The sequence below is a fragment of the Streptomyces boluensis genome (assembly GCF_009908195.1).
Taxonomy (GTDB): Bacteria; Actinomycetota; Actinomycetes; order Streptomycetales; family Streptomycetaceae; genus Streptomyces; species Streptomyces boluensis.
The window spans coordinates 1-16,589 of sequence record NZ_JAAAHS010000146.1; the positions used below are offsets into that span (position 1 = coordinate 1).

20 protein-coding genes are annotated in these 16,589 nt (G+C 70.0%); 9 read left to right on the plus strand and 11 right to left on the minus strand.

The annotated features are described in order from the left end of the window. Nucleotides 1-22: 22 nt before the first annotated feature. Genes GUY60_RS19160 through GUY60_RS19180 form a run of 5 tightly spaced genes read right to left on the minus strand, consistent with a single transcriptional unit; the run spans nucleotide 23 to nucleotide 2,542 of the window. Nucleotides 23-328, minus strand: coding sequence for a hypothetical protein (locus GUY60_RS19160; RefSeq protein ID WP_161699467.1), 306 nt, complete (start codon nucleotides 326-328; stop codon nucleotides 23-25). A gap of 46 nt (nucleotides 329-374) precedes the next feature. Further along, a complete protein-coding gene (locus tag GUY60_RS19165; RefSeq protein ID WP_161699469.1) occupies nucleotides 375-1,226 on the minus strand; it encodes an isoprenyl transferase in 852 nt (283 codons plus the stop codon). 59 nt (nucleotides 1,227-1,285) lie between these two features. Beyond that, complete coding sequence (recO, locus tag GUY60_RS19170; RefSeq protein WP_161699471.1) at nucleotides 1,286-2,035, minus strand: DNA repair protein RecO; 750 nt, start codon at nucleotides 2,033-2,035, stop codon at nucleotides 1,286-1,288. Nucleotides 2,036-2,084: 49 nt separating this feature from the next. Continuing rightward, a complete protein-coding gene (locus GUY60_RS19175) occupies nucleotides 2,085-2,303 on the minus strand; it encodes a hypothetical protein (RefSeq protein ID WP_161699473.1) in 219 nt (72 codons plus the stop codon). Continuing rightward, entirely contained in the window at nucleotides 2,300-2,542 is a 243-nt protein-coding gene (locus tag GUY60_RS19180; RefSeq protein WP_312866349.1) for a hypothetical protein, read from the minus strand. The genes GUY60_RS19175 and GUY60_RS19180 overlap by 4 nt, the downstream gene beginning before the upstream one ends. 82 nt (nucleotides 2,543-2,624) lie before the next feature. Between GUY60_RS19180 and GUY60_RS19185 the strand changes: the two genes are divergently transcribed. Continuing rightward, nucleotides 2,625-3,458, plus strand: a complete 834-nt coding sequence (locus GUY60_RS19185) for a helix-turn-helix domain-containing protein (protein WP_161699475.1) — start codon at nucleotides 2,625-2,627, stop codon at nucleotides 3,456-3,458. Then, the gene (locus GUY60_RS19190) at nucleotides 3,440-3,640 is read left to right on the plus strand and encodes a DUF397 domain-containing protein (protein ID WP_161699477.1); all 201 of its coding nucleotides are present in this window, start codon (nucleotides 3,440-3,442) and stop codon (nucleotides 3,638-3,640) included. The genes GUY60_RS19185 and GUY60_RS19190 overlap by 19 nt, the downstream gene beginning before the upstream one ends. Here the strand turns inward: GUY60_RS19190 and GUY60_RS19195 are convergent. Further along, the gene (locus GUY60_RS19195) at nucleotides 3,630-4,145 is read right to left on the minus strand and encodes a VanZ family protein (protein ID WP_161699479.1); all 516 of its coding nucleotides are present in this window, start codon (nucleotides 4,143-4,145) and stop codon (nucleotides 3,630-3,632) included. The two genes, GUY60_RS19190 and GUY60_RS19195, sit on opposite strands and share 11 nt — an antisense overlap. Nucleotides 4,146-4,322: 177 nt before the next feature. After that, on the minus strand, nucleotides 4,323-4,976 hold the full coding sequence (locus GUY60_RS19200; RefSeq protein WP_161699480.1) for a hypothetical protein: 654 nt from the start codon (nucleotides 4,974-4,976) through the stop codon (nucleotides 4,323-4,325). A 46-nt stretch (nucleotides 4,977-5,022) separates the two neighbouring features. On the opposite strand from GUY60_RS19200, the gene GUY60_RS19205 reads away from it, so the two are divergent. Next, a complete protein-coding gene (locus GUY60_RS19205; RefSeq protein ID WP_161699482.1) occupies nucleotides 5,023-5,370 on the plus strand; it encodes a hypothetical protein in 348 nt (115 codons plus the stop codon). Here the strand turns inward: GUY60_RS19205 and GUY60_RS19210 are convergent. Together GUY60_RS19210 and GUY60_RS19215 are read right to left on the minus strand one after the other, a co-directional pair. Next, nucleotides 5,347-5,994 carry a DUF1266 domain-containing protein gene (locus GUY60_RS19210; RefSeq protein ID WP_161699484.1) on the minus strand — a complete coding sequence of 216 codons (648 nt, stop codon included), beginning with the start codon at nucleotides 5,992-5,994 and terminating at the stop codon, nucleotides 5,347-5,349. The genes GUY60_RS19205 and GUY60_RS19210 overlap by 24 nt on opposite strands. 11 nt (nucleotides 5,995-6,005) lie before the next feature. Then, nucleotides 6,006-6,602 (minus strand): hypothetical protein, encoded by a 597-nt coding sequence (locus GUY60_RS19215; RefSeq protein WP_161699485.1) that lies wholly within the window; start codon nucleotides 6,600-6,602, stop codon nucleotides 6,006-6,008. 65 nt (nucleotides 6,603-6,667) lie between these two features. On the opposite strand from GUY60_RS19215, the gene GUY60_RS19220 reads away from it, so the two are divergent. Continuing rightward, complete coding sequence (locus GUY60_RS19220; protein WP_161699487.1) at nucleotides 6,668-6,982, plus strand: hypothetical protein; 315 nt, start codon at nucleotides 6,668-6,670, stop codon at nucleotides 6,980-6,982. On the opposite strand, the gene GUY60_RS19225 is transcribed toward GUY60_RS19220, so the two are convergent. Together GUY60_RS19225 and GUY60_RS19230 are read right to left on the minus strand one after the other, a co-directional pair. Further along, nucleotides 6,975-8,918, minus strand: coding sequence for a beta-galactosidase (locus tag GUY60_RS19225; RefSeq protein ID WP_161699489.1), 1,944 nt, complete (start codon nucleotides 8,916-8,918; stop codon nucleotides 6,975-6,977). The two genes, GUY60_RS19220 and GUY60_RS19225, sit on opposite strands and share 8 nt — an antisense overlap. Then, on the minus strand, nucleotides 8,915-9,655 hold the full coding sequence (locus tag GUY60_RS19230) for a FadR/GntR family transcriptional regulator (protein WP_376771274.1): 741 nt from the start codon (nucleotides 9,653-9,655) through the stop codon (nucleotides 8,915-8,917). Before GUY60_RS19230 ends, GUY60_RS19225 begins: the two co-directional genes overlap by 4 nt. Before the next feature lie 257 nt (nucleotides 9,656-9,912). On the opposite strand from GUY60_RS19230, the gene GUY60_RS19235 reads away from it, so the two are divergent. From GUY60_RS19235 to GUY60_RS19255, 5 genes are all read left to right on the plus strand, one after another. Continuing rightward, the gene (locus GUY60_RS19235) at nucleotides 9,913-11,544 is read left to right on the plus strand and encodes an ABC transporter substrate-binding protein (protein WP_312866350.1); all 1,632 of its coding nucleotides are present in this window, start codon (nucleotides 9,913-9,915) and stop codon (nucleotides 11,542-11,544) included. Nucleotides 11,545-11,566: 22 nt separating this feature from the next. Then, entirely contained in the window at nucleotides 11,567-12,526 is a 960-nt protein-coding gene (locus GUY60_RS19240; RefSeq protein ID WP_161699494.1) for an ABC transporter permease, read from the plus strand. Then, the gene (locus GUY60_RS19245) at nucleotides 12,523-14,574 is read left to right on the plus strand and encodes a dipeptide/oligopeptide/nickel ABC transporter permease/ATP-binding protein (RefSeq protein ID WP_161699496.1); all 2,052 of its coding nucleotides are present in this window, start codon (nucleotides 12,523-12,525) and stop codon (nucleotides 14,572-14,574) included. Before GUY60_RS19240 ends, GUY60_RS19245 begins: the two co-directional genes overlap by 4 nt. Nucleotides 14,575-14,648: 74 nt before the next feature. Further along, complete coding sequence (locus GUY60_RS19250; RefSeq protein WP_161699498.1) at nucleotides 14,649-15,689, plus strand: oligopeptide/dipeptide ABC transporter ATP-binding protein; 1,041 nt, start codon at nucleotides 14,649-14,651, stop codon at nucleotides 15,687-15,689. Beyond that, nucleotides 15,686-16,589, plus strand: a 904-nt coding sequence (locus GUY60_RS19255) for a dihydrodipicolinate synthase family protein (RefSeq protein ID WP_161699500.1), incomplete at its 3' end; no start/stop codon positions are given. The genes GUY60_RS19250 and GUY60_RS19255, both read left to right, overlap by 4 nt.

The following is a 16,589-nucleotide window of genomic DNA, read 5'->3' on the forward strand; positions in this document are numbered from 1 at the left end:
GGGCCAGCCCCCGGACCCCCGCTCAGAATCTGTCGTAGCAGTCGTACGACCCGTCCTCGTTGCGGCCCACGCTCTCGTGTGACCAGCACGGGAGCATCGGGGCCAGTACGACGGTCCGCCAGGTCAGGAGTGCGACCACGCACAGGGTGAGGACCGCCGTCGTACGGGGAATGCGGCGGGCGCTCAGCATCGCGCCCGCCAGCGCGCACAGCGCGGCGATCACCAGCAGGAAGACCGCGATCGGCGCCCGGTTCTCGCGCAGGCCGACGAACGTCTCCATCTCGATGGTGAAGCCCACGCTGACCCACCCGAGAAACAGCCCGGCCACGAGCAGCAGCACCCCGCCGCAGCCCCCCGAGGCCGGGCGGGACGTGTCAGGCCTCAGTGGAACGCCCCCGCATCGCAGCCTCCATCGCCTGGAGTTGATCGTTCGGCACCGCACCCCCGAAGCGGCGGTCCCGCTGGGCGTATTCGACGCAGGCGCGCCACAGGTCGCGGCGGTCGAAGTCCGGCCACAGCACGTCCTGGAAGACCATCTCCGCGTAAGCGCTCTGCCAGAGCAGGTAGTTGGACGTGCGCTGCTCGCCGCTCGGCCGCAGGAACAGGTCCACGTCCGGCATGTCCGGGTAGTACATGTACTTCGCGAACGTCTTCTCGTTGACCTTCGACGGGTCGAGGCGCCCCGACTTCACGTCCTCGGCCAGCGCCTGCGCCGCGTCGGCGATCTCCGCGCGGCCGCCGTAGTTCATGCAGAAGTACAGCGTCAGACGGTCGTTGTCCTTCGTCTGCTCCTGGGCGATCTGGAGCTCCTTCGCCACTGACTTCCACAGCTTCGGCATCCGGCCCACCCAGCGCACCCGGATGCCCAGTTCGTCGAGCTGGTCGCGGGTCTTGCGGATGAAGTCCCGGTTGAAGTTCATGAGGAACTTCACCTCGTCCGGCGACCGCTTCCAGTTCTCCGTGGAGAAGGCGTACAGCGAGATCGCCCCGACGCCCATCTCGATCGAGCCCTGCAGTACGTCGAGGACCCGCTCCGCGCCGACCTTGTGGCCTTCGGTGCGCGGCAGCCCGCGGTCCTTGGCCCAGCGGCCGTTGCCGTCCATGACGACCGCCACATGCTTCGGGATGAGCTCGCCGGGGAGCTTCGGCGGCACCGCGCCCGACGGGTGCGGCTCGGGCGCCCTGTACTCGCGCCGTGCCCGTCCCAGAATCCCGCGTCGTGCCATGTGGATACTCGCTCCCTGAAATATCTCGTGCTGCTTGCTAGGTCTTCGCTAGAGCTTCTCTACGTCTTCTCTACGTAGCGCAGCGAGCGCAGGCCGCGCTCCAAGTGCCAGTGCAGATACGCCGACACGAGGCCGCTGCCCTCCCTGACGTGCCGCGCCTCACACGCGTCGGCCGTCGCCCAGTCCCCGGTGAGCAGGGCACCGAGCAGGCCGATGGCCTCCGGAGAGGGTACGACGCTTCCCGGTACCCGGCACTCGACGCAGACCACCCCGCCCGCGGCGACCGAGAAGAACCGGTTCGGTCCCGGCATGCCGCATTTCGCGCAGTTCACGAAGCTCGGCGCGTAGCCGTTCACGGCGAGCGAGCGGAGCAGGAACGCGTCGAGCACCAGGTGCGGGGCGTGCTCCCCGTTCGCCAGGGTGCGCAGGCCGCCGACGAGCAGCAGATACTGCTGCACCGCCGGCTCGCCCTCGTGGTCCGTGAACCGCTCCGCCGTCTCCAGCATCGCGGTCCCCGCGGTGTACCGGGCGTAGTCGGTCACGATCCCGCCACCGTAAGCGGCGATGGTCTCACTCTGCGTACACAACGGCAGTCCCCTGCCGATCAGTTCACTGCCGCGCGCGAAGAACTGCACGTCCACATGTGAGAAGGGTTCGAGGCGCGCCCCGAACTTCGACTTCGTCCGGCGCACCCCCCGCGCCACCGCCCGCACCCGCCCGTGCCCCCGGGTGAGCAGCGTGATGATGCGGTCGGCCTCGCCCAGTTTCTGGGTGCGCAGGACGATCCCATCGTCACGGAAAAGGCTCATGCACCCATTGTCGCGTACGGGATCGGGCGCCGGGGGCGCTGGGCCGAGGTCACCACACCTCGCCCCGGCTCCGCGCGTTCGCGTACGACGTGGCCGCCCGCAGCCGCTCCGCGGGCGTCGCGAGCCGCACGCCCTCCGCCGCGCACGACCAGGGCCTCCCGGCGCCGTACGGACGCAGCAGCAGCCCGGCGCTCCCGTACCCCATGACCCGGCCGAGCCGGTCCGTACCGGTGTCGATCACATACGCCCCGACCGGCGGCGGCCTCACCGCCCACCGTCCGGCCTCGGCAGCGCGGCGGCGATCCGCTGCGCGGTCTCCACGGTGCAGCGCCCCAATTCCACGAGCGGGCACGGCTTGTCCCTCGCATACGAGATCGGGTCGAGCCGCAGGGACGGCAATGCGATGCCGATACGCGCGAATGCGGTTCGCAATTCAAGTACGGCTTCGTCGGCCTCCTTCAGGCATTCGAGAGCGTGCCGATTCTCATTTTTCTTTTCGCTGTCCACGAGTACAGATTGAAGCTTCGTCGCTAGAGTCCGTAAGAGCGCGGACTCCTACAACTGCCGCGCAGAGACGAGGGGTTGAGCTATGGCCAATACTCGGAAGAACGCCGCGTGGGAGTACTTCGGTGAGGAGTTGAAGCGGCGCCGCGAGGATGCGGGGATGACGCAGGCGGATCTCGGGCACCGTGTGTTCGTATCCGGCGGATACATCGGCCAGTTCGAGCAGGCGTTCCGTAAGCCGCAATTGGATGTGGCGCAGCGGATTGACGGCGTTCTACAAACCGGAGGTTTTTTCGAGCGGCTCTGGCGGAAGCTGATCAAAACGTCGCCCTATGCCTCGTACTTCGAGGAGGCGGCGGAGCTTGAGCGGTTGGCTACGAAGATCTGCGATTTCGCCCCGGCGATCGTGCCCGGACTCCTGCAGACTGTTTCGTACGCGCGGGCGCTGACCCTCGCGGGCAACCCGCTGGCGGCGGACGAGTACATCGAGGAGAAGGTGCGCGCCAGGCTCGATCGGGCGGAACTGCTCAAGGACGCTACACGGCCCGTGTATTGGGCCATCCTGCACGAGACCGTGCTGCGGGTCCCCGTGGGCAGTAACAGCGTGATGGCGGAGCAGTTGGGTCACATTTCGCGGCTCGGGCGGGAACGCAAGGTGGTGGTGCAGGTACTGCCGTTCGCGGCGGGTGCCTACCCGCAGATGGGCAAGGTACTGACGCTCATGGAGTTCGACGATTCCCCGCCGACGGCCTACACAGAGGGTGTCTACTCAGGCAACCTCCTGGATGATCCAGCCGTAGTGAAGCGGGCACATGAGGTCTACGATCTCGTCAGGGCCGCCGCGCTGTCGCCGGAGGCGTCCCTCTCCCTGATCGAATCGGCGGCGGAGGACTACGGATCATGCGTGAGTACGACCTGACCAACGCCCGCTGGTTCAAGAGCAGTTACAGCGACGACAACGGCGGAACGTGCGTCGAGGTCGCCCACAACTGCCCCGGCATCGTCCCCGTCCGCGACACCAAGCTCGCTCAGGACAGCCCCGTCCTGATCATCCCCGCCCGCAGCTGGGCGACCTTCGTCGAGGCCGTCGTCAAGGCTTAGTGGTCGACGCTCGAAGTCCTTCGGGGGTTGAGCGCCGCCGTACCAGAAGCCAACCGAGCACCGCACCGACGAGGATCCCGGCCGTGTTGTTCGCCCAGTCGACAGGCTGGCAGGACCGGATCGGGTCGAGTGTCTGGGCTGTCTCAATGAGCACCCAGGCCAGGGATCCCACGGCAGTCACAACAAGCGGACGACGGGTCGCGAGGGCGCCGAAGAGGCCGAGGGGGATCCACAGCACGACGTTGACAGCATGATGCGCCGGGCCTCCCGGGAAGGTCCGTGCGGAGGCGCCGGACACGCAAGCATGAAGGCGGTCGACGACGCCGGCCTGGACCTGGTCCGGCAGCGTCAGGGAGACACATACGGCCGCCGCCAGGAGCATCCCCAAGGTAGCCCGCGACGGCCGGCCCGTTCTTCTGACCATGGGGCGCCAAGCAGTGAACGCCAGGGCGACGAGCACGACACTGAAGCCCGCCATGACAGCGGTGTGTTGCTGGGTGGGCATGCGGAGCTCCTCCTGCGATGTTGCGCCGGACGACCGAAACCACGAAACACTGCATACGTACGGAAGAAGCATGTCGACCGCGGAATCCCACTCAGTGGGCATCGCAGCGCTCACCGTCCGCCATCCACAACACCGGAACGGAAGTCAGCCCCCCGAAGGACTTCCAGAACGGACCACTTAGCGCGAGCCCGCCGTGCGGTCGCGGTGGCCCTTCACGTCCGGGAAGCCGATGTGGTTCGGCTCGCGTTCCACCTCGCCGAGCCACAAAGGCTGCGCGTGCTGCTGTACGGCCGCGACCAGGGGCGGCATGTTCTTCTTGCCGACCGGGATGCGGTAGCGCAGGCGGGGCAGGTCGGGGTGCAGCGGCTCCTCGTCGCGGACCAGGTTCCACAGGACCGGGTGGTCGCGGTCGATCGGGCCGTTGGGGCACAGCTCAAGGGAGTACAGCTTCTTCGACGTGCCCTTGCCCGCCTTGCTCCAGTGCAGGCCGACCCCCGCGAGGCTGTCGAAGGGGATGACCTTGCGGCCCACCGGGTTGGAGATCCACAGGCCCACGTGGTCGACGGCCAGGAAAGCCTTGCGGGACTTCCAGCCCCTCCTGAGCATCATCACGGCGAAGAAGATCGCGAGCGCACCGACGGCGATGCCCCCGTAACCCCCGTTGTTCGGGGCCCCGTTGACACCCAGTACGGCCAAGAGGCCGCCACCGATGAACAGCAGACCGAAGAACGAGCACCCTGCGGCGCCCTTCACGGACTGGTTCACCGCCTCGTCCCCGAGCGGGATGACCGAAGCGGTGGAGGCCGGACCGTGTGCGTAAGGACTGGGCATGGGCATGCAGTGTAGAGGCCGGTCCGAACGGCTAGGCTGCGCGGCCATGGACACTCGGGGGACTTCGAAGGACGAACTGCGCGCGGCGTTCCAGCAGCAGAGTCAGACCGGGCGGGCGCAGGCGCGCTCACGGGAGGCGCTGGCAGCGCGGCGGGTCGGAATGATCGTTTCGGTACTGCTCGGCGTCGCGGCACTCATGCCGGTCGTGCTGCGGACCAGTCAGGGCGCGCCCGCCGGGCTGTGGATCGCCCTGTGCGGCCTCGGCCTGCTGATGAGCCCCGTGGGCTGGCTGCTGGCGAAGTTCGGGCGTACCCGCTGGATGTTCGTGGCCCTTGCCATCGGCTTCCTGCTCGCGCAGACCGGCGACATGTCAGCCAGGGATCTGCTGCCCTGAGCGCGGACCGTCGGGCCCGCTGATCGCCTCGTACGGAGCGAGCACCCACGGGCTCGACGGGTTCGCCGGGTCCAGGAGCCGCCGGAGGTGGGCGTCCGAATCGGCCTGCGGGGCAGGGAAGTCCTCGTACTCCGTGCCGCGCAGGAGCTCCGTCCAGATCTTGCGGCCGAGCAGGTAGTCCGTCGCGTACTCCTGCCAGGAGCCGTACGTGCGGGCCACCACCGGTACGACGTCCTTGAGTGCCGTCCACGCCTCCGCCTCCGTGACGTACCCGGCGGCGAAGCCGGTGCGCGTGATGTCCGCGTACAGGGCCACGTCCCAGGCCAGCGGCGAGACGCCGTACCGCTGCCGGGCGCGGGCCCGGTAGCCGGTGTGGGCGAGGTCACGAAGGCGGGGCAGCAGCGCTTCGCGGGAGCTGATCTCCCAGTGCCCGGCGAGCGCACGGCGGGCCTTGGCCTCGTCGACCCGGCGGTACGGGTACAGGGTCGTGCGCGAGGCGTCCTTGGCGCGGTGCACGGGTGCGCTGAGGGACACCATCCAGAGCTGGTGGCGGGTGAGCGGTGCCGGGTACGTGCGCTCGGCGCGCGGTCTGCCCCAGTCCCGTATCGCGTTCCATATCGACATGGGGCCGCACCCTACGTGTCGTACCCGCGCTCGCGTTCCGTGAGGCCGGACCACAGGTGCGGGGCGTACCGCTGGACCGCCGCGTGGATCTTGACCCGGCTGCGGGTGGGCTTGTCGAGCGCGATGCGGTAGCGCAGCCGGGGCAGGCCGGGGCGGAACGGTTCGTCGTCGCGTACCCAGGGGCCGAGGACGTGGTCGCCGGGGTCCACGGCGACCGCCGGGCAGAGCTCCAGGGTGTACGTGGGGAGGCCGCGCTTCTTCGCCCAGTGCAGGCCGACGGCGGCGAGGGAGTGCCAGGGGATCACGGCCATGCCCGACTTGTTCCGCAGCCACACCCCGGTCGCGTCGACCCGCATGTGCGTGGAGCGAGCCGCCCGGCGGAAGTCCTCGACGACGTACGCGACGCCCCCACAGACCATCACACCAAGACCGGCGAAGGCGATGGACACCCCCGCGTCGTTCCCCCACGACGAGCCGTACATGATCAGCGCCACGGCCACGAAGCTGCACGCGGGATACGGAACCCGGTTCTTTCCGGCAGGCGGCAGCAGTATGAAGGCGGCGTCCCGCGCCGGACCGTGGGGAGCCGGGCCGTGAGGAGAAGTCATGGGGAGCGAGTCTAGGCACGCGCGCCGACCCCGCTCCCGGCATGCCCACCGCTACCCTCACTTTCATGGCGACACGGGGTGAACGGCCGTACGAGGTAAGCGCGTTGGAGACTTTTCACCGGGCTCGGGCGGCCCGGCGCGGGACCGCCGTCGTGGGGCTGTTGCTCGCCCTGCTCGGGCCCGCCGTGGTCTGGCTGCGGGTGGTGCGCGGGGTGCCGCTGGACCTGTGGGCCGTGCCGTGCGGGGTGGCCGCGATCGCGTGTGTCGCCGCGGCCGTGCTTGCCCGTGCCGGGCGGACCAAGCGGGCGCTCGCGCTGATCGTGACCGGGGTGGTGCTTGTGCTCGCCGGGGACCTCATCGCCACCGCGACCGTCAGCTGACCGTCACCGTGCCCTCCCTGCGGTCGATCCGGATGCGCAGGCGGCGGCCGTCGGCGGTGATCCGGGTGCGTTCCTGCACGTCGAGCGGCAGGTCGGGGGCGCGGACCCCGGCGTCGAGGCGGACCCGGTCGAGGACCGCGCGCATCGTCAGCGGGTCGGGGCGGGTGCCGAGGTACCAGGCGGTGCCCCGGCCGTAGCGGTGCCGGGTGGCGGCGGGGCGGCCGTCCGCGTACGTCAGTATCGGGGCCGCGCCCTCCAGGATGATCTCCTCCGACCAGAGCGTGCCCTCGCCGCCGCCGCCCAGGCGCAGCGTGCCGCCCTCGGGCAGCGGGTCGAACTCCTCGATGCGCAGGCCCAGTAGCTCGCGGAACGGTGCCGGGTAGCCGCCCAGGTGGACGCGGTCGTGCTCGTCGGTGATGCCGGAGAAGTAGGACATCAGGAGCGTGCCGCCGGCCGCCACGTAAGCACGCAGGCGGGCCGCCGTCTCCTCCGCGACCGAGTACAGGTTGGGGACCAGGAGCATTTTGTACGGCGACCAGTCGCCGTCGGCCGGGACCACGTCGCACGGCACCGACGCGTCGTACAGCGGGCGGTGGTGGGCGTGGGCGGCGTCCAGCATGCGGGTGTCGGCGCTGGGGTGCGCGTCCTGTTCCAGGGCCCACCAGTTGGGCCAGTCGAGGAGGAGTGCCGCTTCCGCGCGTTCCGGGACCGAGCCCAACAGGTCGGGGTGCGCGGCGAGTTCGGCGCCGAGTTGGGTGACCTCGCGGAAGATCCGGGTGTCGCGGCCGCCGTGCGGCACCATCGCGGAGTGGAACTTCTCGGCGCCGCCGCGCGACTGCCGCCACTGGAAGAACAGGACCGAGTCCGCGCCGTGCGCCACCGCCTGCCAACTGTCCAGACGCATCCGGTCGGGCACCTTACGGCCGTTGCGCGTACGCCAGTTGACCGCGCTCGGCGCCTGCTCCATCAGGAGCCAGGGCTGCCCGTCGCGCAGGCCGCGCATCACGTCGTAACTGAACGCAGCCTCGTGCACCGCGTCCGGGTCGTGCGGGTCCGGGTACGAGTCGTACGAGACGACGTCCATCTCGCGGGCCCAGGTGAACAGGTCGAGGGTCTTGGCGACCGGCACGAAGTTCGTCGTCACCGGGACGTGCGGGGTCAGCTCGTCCAGGACGACCTTCTCCGCGCGGTAGCAGTCGAGCAGCTCGTCCGAGGAGAAGCGGAGGTAGTCGAGCTGCTGCGTGGGGTTGCGGAACGACGGGGCGGTGCGCGGGGTGTGGATCTCGTCCCAGTCGCCGTACCGCTGCGACCAGAAGTCCGTGGACCAGGCCGAGTTGAGCGCTTCCAGGGTTCCGTACCGGGCGCGCAGCCAGCGGTGGAAGGCCTGGCGCGAGACCTCGCAGTGGCAGTGCCGTGAGATGTGGCAGCCGAACTCGTTGCCGATGTGCCACAGGGCGAGCGCCGGATGGTCCGCGTACCGCTTCGCCACCTGCTCGACCAGGCGCACCGCGTACGTACGGAACACCGGGCTCGACGGGCACCAGTGCTGGCGCGAGCCGGGGTGCAGGCGGGTGCCGTCGGCCAGAACCGGCAGCGTCTCGGGGTGCAGGCGGGCCAGCCAGGCGGGCGGTGACGCGGTCATCGTGGCCAGGCAGACGGCCGTGCCGTGCTCCGCGAGCCGGTCCAGGTGGCCGTCGAGCCAGCCGAAGTCGTAGGCGCCGGGGGCGGGTTCGGCCTTGGCCCAGGAGAAGATGCCGACCGTGGCGAGGTTGACGCCCGCCGTGCGCATCAGCTCGGCGTCCTCGGCGTGTGTTTCGGGGCCCCACTGCTCGGGGTTGTAGTCCCCGCCGTACGCGAGGGAGCCGAGCTTCGCGTACAGGTGCGCGAGCCGGTCCTCCCTGCCGTGCGGTCCGAACTGGTTGTGCTCGTCCGTCATTTGACCCCCAGCGTCTCTTGTCCCGATCGTGCCTCGATACCCCGGAAGTGGTCCGCCATAGCCTCCTGGGCGCCTTCGACATCGCGTTCCCTGAGGGCGGTGAGGATGGCGCGGTGGCGGCGGGCCGTGATCGCGGGTGCCGGGTCGCGGGTCCAGCCGCGCACCTTCGCCACCCGGTGGAAGACGTGCCAGAACGCGGCGAGGAGCTGCGGCACCAGGGCGTTTCCGAGGGCTTCGTACAGCGTCTCGTGGAACGCGCGGTCCAGGTCGGGGAAGGGCTCACCGGCTTCGGCGGACTCCTCCATGCGGCCCACTATCGCGTCCAGGCGGGCGAGCCGGTCCTCGGTGAGGCCGCCCGCGACCCGGCGGATCAGGCCCTCCTCCAGGACCTCGCGGACCTGGAGGATCTCGGCGAGGGCCGCGTGGTCGTCCTCGACCTGGGCGAGGGTGCGGAAGGTGAGGCCGTCGACAAGCGGGGTGAGCGAGGCCTGCCCCACGTACGTGCCGTAGCCGTGTCTGATCTCCACGATGTCCAGGGCCTGCAGCGCCTTGAGCGCCTCGCGTACGGAGTTTCTGCTCACCCCGAGGCTCTCCATCAGCTCGGCCTCGGTGGGCAGCGGGGCGCCGGGCGGCAGTCTGCGGTCGAGGATCAACTGCATGACGTCGCGCCGGATCTGGGTGCCCACGTGCCGTTCCCGGGAAGAGTTCCGCCTCGCGTTCCTTGGCTCCTCGGACATGCGGCACAGCGTACGACCGCCGGACGTCCCACGTCCCATGTCGGGACGGAACTCGTGCGGGAGGAGTACGGGAGGACACGGGGAGCGGGCCGGGAGGACACCGGGAGCGGGGCCGAACCCGGCGCATACCCGCCCGGAACCGATCCGTGCGCGATCCCTTGACCGCCCTCCGGACCACTCCTATGGTCGCGCTACCTCATAGACGTAGGACGTGGGATCTCTCAACTGCACGTCCTTCCCCGGGACTTGGAGACACCGTGAGCGACGTGACCCCGGCGCTGCACCGCCGGTCCTTCCTGAAGTACTCGGGCGCCGTCGGCGCGGCCGCCGCCATCACCACGACCCTGTCCGCCTGCTCGGGCGGCCCGCAGTCGACGACCGACGACGGCGGCGGCAGCGGCTCCACCGGGACGCTCACCGCCGTCATCGGCTATGGCAACGACGGCAGTTGGGACCCGACGCAGACCGCGTCGGCGTTCTGCATGGCGGCCAACCACCACATCTACGAGGGCCTGCTCGACACCGACCCGATCAGCCGCGAGCCGTACCCGGCGCTCGCCACCGCGCTCCCGGCCCCGAAGGACCTGAAGACCGGCACGTCCTGGAAGTTCACGCTGCGCTCCGGCGCGAAGTGGCACGACGGGAAGCCGGTGACCGCCGACGACGTGGTGTTCACCTTCGAGCGCATCCTCGACCCGGACACCGTCACCCTCGCCCAGGGCTTCTTCGCGTCCTGGCTGAAGGAGGTCAAGAAGGTCGACGAGCGGAACGTCGAGCTGGTCCTCAAGTTCCCCTTCCCGGACGGCGCTTCACGGCTCACCCTCGCGAAGATCATGCCGAAGCACGTGTTCTCGAAGGCCGGCGCGTGGGAGAAGGCGATCACCGGACTCGCCGTCGGCTCCGGCCCGTACAAGCAGAGCGCGCACCACCCCAAGTCCAACACCACCTTCGAGGCGTTCGCCGGCTACAACGGCCCGCGCAAGGCCACGTTCAAGAAGATGAACTGGCTGACCATCGTGGACGCCGCGCCCCGCGTCGCCAAGATCTCCGGCTCCGGCGCGGGCGCCCAGATCGCCGACAACGTCCCGTACGCCAACATCGGCCAGCTGAAGAAGGGCGGCCTGAGCGTCGAGGGCGGCGCCGGGATGAACAACCTGTTCCTGATGTTCAACACGGCCCACAAGCCGTTCGACGACGTCCGGGTGCGCCAGGCCCTGCACTACGCCATCGACCGGGACAAGATGATCTCCGCCGCGCTCAAGGGGCACGGCAAGGCGTCCACCTCGTTCCTCGACGAGGGCAACCCGTCCTACCGCGCGGCGAAGACGGTGTACGGCTACGACCCCGACAAGGCCCGGCAGCTCCTCAAGGCCGCCGGGGTGACCAAGCTGAAGGTCAACCTGATGGCGGTGAACGTCAGTTGGATCGTCGACTGCCTGCCGACCATCGAGGAATCCTGGCGGAAGATCGGGGTCGAGACCACCCTCGAACCGCAGGAGACCGCGGCCCTCTTCACCAAGCTGGACCAGAAGAAGGACTTCCAGGTCGTCGCCGCCGCGTCCAACCCGAACCAGTTCGGCATCGAGGCCGACCTGATCATGCACTACAACTACGGCCCCGAGAACCTCTGGATGAGCTACGCCCGCTGGGCGAAGAACTCCGAGGCCAAGAAGCTGTTCAAGCTGATGGACCAGGCCACCCGCGAGGCCGACGCCGCGAAGAAGAAGGAGATGGTGCAGGAGTACATCGACCTGGTCGCGGAGAACGCCGTCATCTACCCGGTCGTCCACAACGAACTCGTGACCGCCTGGAACCCGGACCGGATCAGCGGCGTACGGGCCCAGCCGTACCCCGGCATCAACCTGCTGCAGGCCAAGCCCGCCAACTGACCGTCAGGGGGCGCACGTTCGCATGGCCGCAATCCTTCGCATCCTGGCCCGCCGCATCGCGCTGCTCGTCCCGCTGATGCTGGGCATCGTCCTGTTCGTGTTCCTCGTCATGCGGTTCTCGGACATCGACCCGGCCGCCGCGTTCTACCAGGGCACCAACCCCACCCCGGAGCAACTGCACCAATTCCGGGAGGAGAACGGCCTGCTGGACCCGCTGCCGGTGCGGTACGTCGCGTTCGTCGGCGAGCTGCTCCAGGGCGACATGGGCATCAGCGTCCTCACCCGGGCGCCGGTGCTCGACCAGGTCAGTACGGCGCTGCCGCTCACGATGCAGCTCACCTTCCTGGGCCTCGGCATCGCGGTGGTCCTCGCCCTGGCCCTCGGTGTCACGGCCGCCATCTACCGCGACCGGCTCCCCGACCAGCTGATCCGCGTGGTCTCACTGACCGGGGTCGCGGCGCCCGGCTTCTGGCTGGCGCTCCTCATGATCCAGTACCTGGGGGTGGGCGCCGGCTGGTTCCCGACCAGCGGATACGTCAACCCGGCCGACTCGTTCACCGGCTGGCTGAAGACCATGACGCTGCCCGCGCTCGCCCTGTCCCTGCCGGTCGCCGCCCAGCTCACCCGGATCGTGCGCACCGCCGTGGTGGAGGAGCTGGACAAGGACTACGTCCGTACCGCGATCGGCAGCGGACTCCCCCCGGTCGTCGTGGTCGGCCGGAACGTGCTGCGCAACGCCCTGATCAACCCGCTGACCGTGCTCGGCCTCCGGGTCGGCTACCTCCTCGGCGGCGCCGTCGTCATCGAGACGATCTTCGCGTTGCCCGGCATGGGCAACCTGATGATCACCGCCGTGAAGAACGGCGACCCGGCCGTTGTCCAGGGCGTGGTGATCACGACAGCCGTCGGCTTCGTAGTGGTGAACCTCGCCATTGACTTGCTCTATTTGTTGGTCAACCCCCGGCTGAGGAGCGCCTCATGAGGAGTCGTCAGGAGCTGGCGGCGGCGCTGGCACGCCCCGGCGTGCGGCTGCGCGGCCTTCGCCGGCTGCCGCTGCTCTCCCGTATCGCGGTCGGCGTCATCACCGTCGTCGTCCTCATGGCCGCACTCGCGCCGCTGCTCGCCCCGCACGACCCGCTCGACCAGGCCGCGCTTGCCGACGGCACGGGCGCGCCCTCGGCCGCGCACTGGATGGGGCAGGACAGCCTGGGCCGCGACATCCTGTCCCGCCTGATGCACGGGGCCCGGCTCTCCCTCCTCATCGGGCTCGGCGCCACCCTGCTCGGCCTGGTCGCGGGCGCGCTGATCGGGGCGGTCGCGGCGACCGCCCGCAGGTCCGTCGACGAGTTCCTGATGCGCTGCCTCGACATCGTCATGGCGTTCCCCGGCATCGCGCTCGCGGCCGTCCTCATCGCGGTGTTCGGCGGCAGCATCCCGGTCCTGATCGGCGCCATCGCGTTCCTCTACACCCCGCCCATCGCCCGCGTCGTACGCGCCAATGTGATGGACCAGTACGGCGAGGACTACGTGACCGCCGAGCGGGTCATCGGCGCCCGCACCCCGCACATCGTCCTCAAGCACGTGGCCGTCAACTGTGCCGCGCCCATTCTGGTGTTCTGCACCGTGCAGGTCGCGGAGGCCGTGGTCTTCGAGGCCTCCCTCTCGTTCATCGGCGCGGGCGTCGCACCCCCGGACCCGTCCTGGGGCAGCGTCATCGCCGACGGCAAGAACCTGGTCCTCACCGGCGGCTGGTGGGCCACCGTCTTCCCCGGCCTGCTGATGCTGGTCACCGTGCTCGCCCTGAACATCCTCTCCGAGGGCGTGTCGGACGCCTGGGCCGCGCCCGCCGCGCGTGACGTGCCCTCCCAACGCGCGGGTACGCACGACGAGTTGGAGGCCGACGAGTCGGGCACCGGTGAGGTCCTTGGGCTCCCAGGCCTCACCGAGGCGGCGGCCCGCCTGCGCGCCCGCGCCCGCCCGCTCCCCACCGGCCCTCCGGTGTTGGAGGTCACCGACCTGGCCATCGGCTTCGACGCCCGGCACGGCGGCACCGACATCGTCGACGGCATCAGCTTCGACGTACGCCCCGGCGAAGTCCTGGGCCTGGTCGGGGAGTCCGGCTGCGGCAAGTCGTTGACGGCGCTGACCGTGATGGGCCTGCAGCCGAAGGGGGCGCGGGTCCGGGGCCAAGTCACGTTCTCTGGCCAGGAGTTGACCACCCTCTCGATGCGCGCCCGGCGCCGGCTCCTCGGCCACGACATGGCGATGATCTACCAGGACGCGCTGTCGTCCCTGAACCCGGCCATGACGATCCGCGCCCAGCTCAAGCAGGTCGTACGGCGCGGCGGCGCGCGCTCGTCGGTGGAGTTGCTGGCCCTCGTCGGCCTCGACCCGGACCGCACCCTGAGCAGCTACCCGCACGAACTCTCCGGTGGCCAGCGGCAGCGCGTACTGATCGCCATGGCGCTGTCCCGCAACCCGAAGCTGATCGTCGCCGACGAGCCGACCACCGCTCTGGACGTCACGGTCCAGGCCCAGGTGATCGAGCTGCTGCTGCGCCTGCGCGAGGAGTTGGGCTTCGCCCTGATCCTGGTCTCGCACGACCTGGCGCTGGTCGCGGATGTCACCGACCGGGTGGTGGTGATGTATGGCGGCCAGATCGTGGAAACCGGCGTCACCGCCGACCTGGTGGAGGCCCCGGCCCACCACTACACGCGGGGGCTGCTCGGCTCGGTCCTGTCGCTGGAGTCGGCGGCCCAACGCCTCACCCAGATCAGGGGTGTTGTGCCGTCGCCGGCGGATTTCCCTGCGGGGTGCAGGTTCGCGGATCGGTGTGGGTCGGCGAGTGCGGTGTGCGGTGTCACTCCTCCGCCCCTGCGGGGGGCTTTGGGTACGCATGCGGTTGCCTGCCACCATCCTGCGGTCGCCCTGCCGGCTCACTCTTCCCCACCCCGCCCCTTCCCGAAGTCCTCGCCGGACGGGCCTCCTCAATCGCCGGAGGGGCTATTTATTAGCCCCTCCGGCGATTGAGGAGCGGGGCCTGGGGCGGAGCCCCAGTTCGGGAAGGGGCGGGGCGGGGAGAAAAACAAGTCCAGGAGGCCACCGTGACGGACCCACTCATCCAGCTCAAGCACGCCCACGTAACCCACAGGGCCCGCTCCGGCGGACTCCTCACCCGCGACAGGGTGCACGCCCTGACAGACGCCGACCTCACCCTCACCCCCGGCGAAACCATCGGCATCGTAGGCGAATCCGGCTGCGGCAAATCCACTCTCGCCAAGGTCCTCGTCGGCGTACAACGCCCCACCACCGGCACAGTGGAGTTCGACGGCCAGAACCTCTGGACGATGCCCAACGCCGAGCGCCGCGCAGCGATCGGAACCGGCGCGGGCATGATCTTCCAGGACCCGTCGACGGCCCTGAACCGCCGCCTGACCGTACGCCGCATCCTGCGCGACCCGCTCGACGTCCACCGCCGCGGCACACCCGCCGAACGCGAGGACCGCGTACGGGAGTTGATGAATCTGGTCGGCCTGCCGCAGGTACTCGCGGACGGGCTGCCCGGCCAACTCTCCGGCGGCCAACGCCAGCGCGTCGCCATCGCCCGCGCCCTCGCCCTGAACCCGAGGCTGGTCGTCGCGGACGAACCGACCAGCGCCCTGGACGTGTCGGTCCGCGCCCAGATCCTCAACCTCCTCCTCGATCTGAAGGAGCGCCTGGGCCTGGCCCTGGTCTTCGTCTCGCACGACATCCAGACGGTACGGCGGATGAGCGACCGGGTCGTCACGATGTACCTGGGCCGGATCGTCGAGGAGTCCCCCGCCGACACGGTCCTCACCCGCTCCCGGCACCCGTACACCCGGGCCTTGTTCTCGGCCACGCCCGGCCTCCTCGACCCGATCGACCCGATCCCGCTGGCCGGTCCGGTGCCGTCCGCGACCCGGCCGCCCAGCGGTTGCCCGTTCCGTACCCGCTGCTGGAAGGCGGACGCGGAGTGCGCGGCGAGCATGCCGGACTTCACCGAGTCCGCAGCCGAGGGCTCCGGGCACCGCTTCCGCTGTCACCACCCCGTGGACGACGGCCAGTCGCTCCATGAACTCGTCACCCAGGCCGCCGCCACGGCCGTACCCCAGGAGAGCTCATGACGCTTCCAACCCCGCTGACCGGTGTCGTCCCGCCCGTCTGCACCCCCCTGACACCGGACAACGAGGTGGACGTCCCCTCCCTGGTCCGTCTCGTGGACCATCTGGTCGGCGGCGGCGTGGACGCGCTGTTCGTCCTCGGCTCGTCCTCCGAGGCGGCGTACCTCCCCGACCGCCACCGCCGTACGGTCGTGGAGACGGTCGTCGCGCACGTGGCCGGTCAACTCCCGGTCCTGGCAGGGGCGATCGACATGACGACCCTCCGCGTACGGGACCATGTGGCGGCCGTGACGGCGGCGGGCGCGGACGCGGTGGTCGTGACGGCACCCTTCTACACGCGCACGCACCCGGCGGAGATCGCCACCCATTTCCGTACCCTGGCCGCGGCCTCCCCGGTCCCGGTCTTCGCGTACGACCTGCCTGTCTCGGTGCACACGAAACTCGACGCCGACCTTCTCCTCACCCTCGCCGCCGAGGGCGTACTGGCCGGGGTCAAGGACTCCAGCGGCGACGAGGGCGGCTTCCGCGAGGTCCTGCTCGGCGCCCGCACCCGCGCGGACGTGACGGGATTCTCTGTGCTGACGGGCACGGAACTCACCGTCGACTCGGCCCTGGCCATGGGCGCGGACGGCGTGGTCCCCGGCCTCGGCAACGTCGACCCGGAGGGGTACGTGCGGCTGTACCGGCACTGCCGCGCGGGCGAATGGGACCTGGCCCGCGCCGAACAGGAGCGCCTGTGCGCCCTGTTCGCGATGACCCGCGCCGGCGACCCGGCCCGCATGGGCGGCTCGTCATCGGCCCTCGGCGCGTTCAAGGCGGCGCTGCACCTGCGAGGCATCATCACCTGCCCGGCGACGGCGGTGCCGCAGGTTCAGTTGTCGGCGGAGGAGGTGGGGCGGGTGG

What these genes read in the sequence shown, in the direction of transcription:
- GUY60_RS19165 (WP_161699469.1), bottom strand. Translation starts at nt 1,226, where the DNA reads ATGGCACGACGCGGGATTCTGGGACGGGCACGGCGCGAGTACAGGGCG.
- recO (WP_161699471.1), bottom strand. Translation starts at nt 2,035, where the DNA reads ATGAGCCTTTTCCGTGACGATGGGATCGTCCTGCGCACCCAGAAACTG.
- GUY60_RS19185 (WP_161699475.1), top strand. Translation starts at nt 2,625, where the DNA reads ATGGCCAATACTCGGAAGAACGCCGCGTGGGAGTACTTCGGTGAGGAG.
- GUY60_RS19190 (WP_161699477.1), top strand. Translation starts at nt 3,440, where the DNA reads ATGCGTGAGTACGACCTGACCAACGCCCGCTGGTTCAAGAGCAGTTAC.
- GUY60_RS19195 (WP_161699479.1), bottom strand. Translation starts at nt 4,145, where the DNA reads ATGCCCACCCAGCAACACACCGCTGTCATGGCGGGCTTCAGTGTCGTG.
- GUY60_RS19200 (WP_161699480.1), bottom strand. Translation starts at nt 4,976, where the DNA reads ATGCCCAGTCCTTACGCACACGGTCCGGCCTCCACCGCTTCGGTCATC.
- GUY60_RS19205 (WP_161699482.1), top strand. Translation starts at nt 5,023, where the DNA reads ATGGACACTCGGGGGACTTCGAAGGACGAACTGCGCGCGGCGTTCCAG.
- GUY60_RS19210 (WP_161699484.1), bottom strand. Translation starts at nt 5,994, where the DNA reads ATGTCGATATGGAACGCGATACGGGACTGGGGCAGACCGCGCGCCGAG.
- GUY60_RS19215 (WP_161699485.1), bottom strand. Translation starts at nt 6,602, where the DNA reads ATGACTTCTCCTCACGGCCCGGCTCCCCACGGTCCGGCGCGGGACGCC.
- GUY60_RS19220 (WP_161699487.1), top strand. Translation starts at nt 6,668, where the DNA reads ATGGCGACACGGGGTGAACGGCCGTACGAGGTAAGCGCGTTGGAGACT.
- GUY60_RS19225 (WP_161699489.1), bottom strand. Translation starts at nt 8,918, where the DNA reads ATGACGGACGAGCACAACCAGTTCGGACCGCACGGCAGGGAGGACCGG.
- GUY60_RS19230 (WP_376771274.1), bottom strand. Translation starts at nt 9,655, where the DNA reads ATGTCCGAGGAGCCAAGGAACGCGAGGCGGAACTCTTCCCGGGAACGG.
- GUY60_RS19240 (WP_161699494.1), top strand. Translation starts at nt 11,567, where the DNA reads ATGGCCGCAATCCTTCGCATCCTGGCCCGCCGCATCGCGCTGCTCGTC.
- GUY60_RS19245 (WP_161699496.1), top strand. Translation starts at nt 12,523, where the DNA reads ATGAGGAGTCGTCAGGAGCTGGCGGCGGCGCTGGCACGCCCCGGCGTG.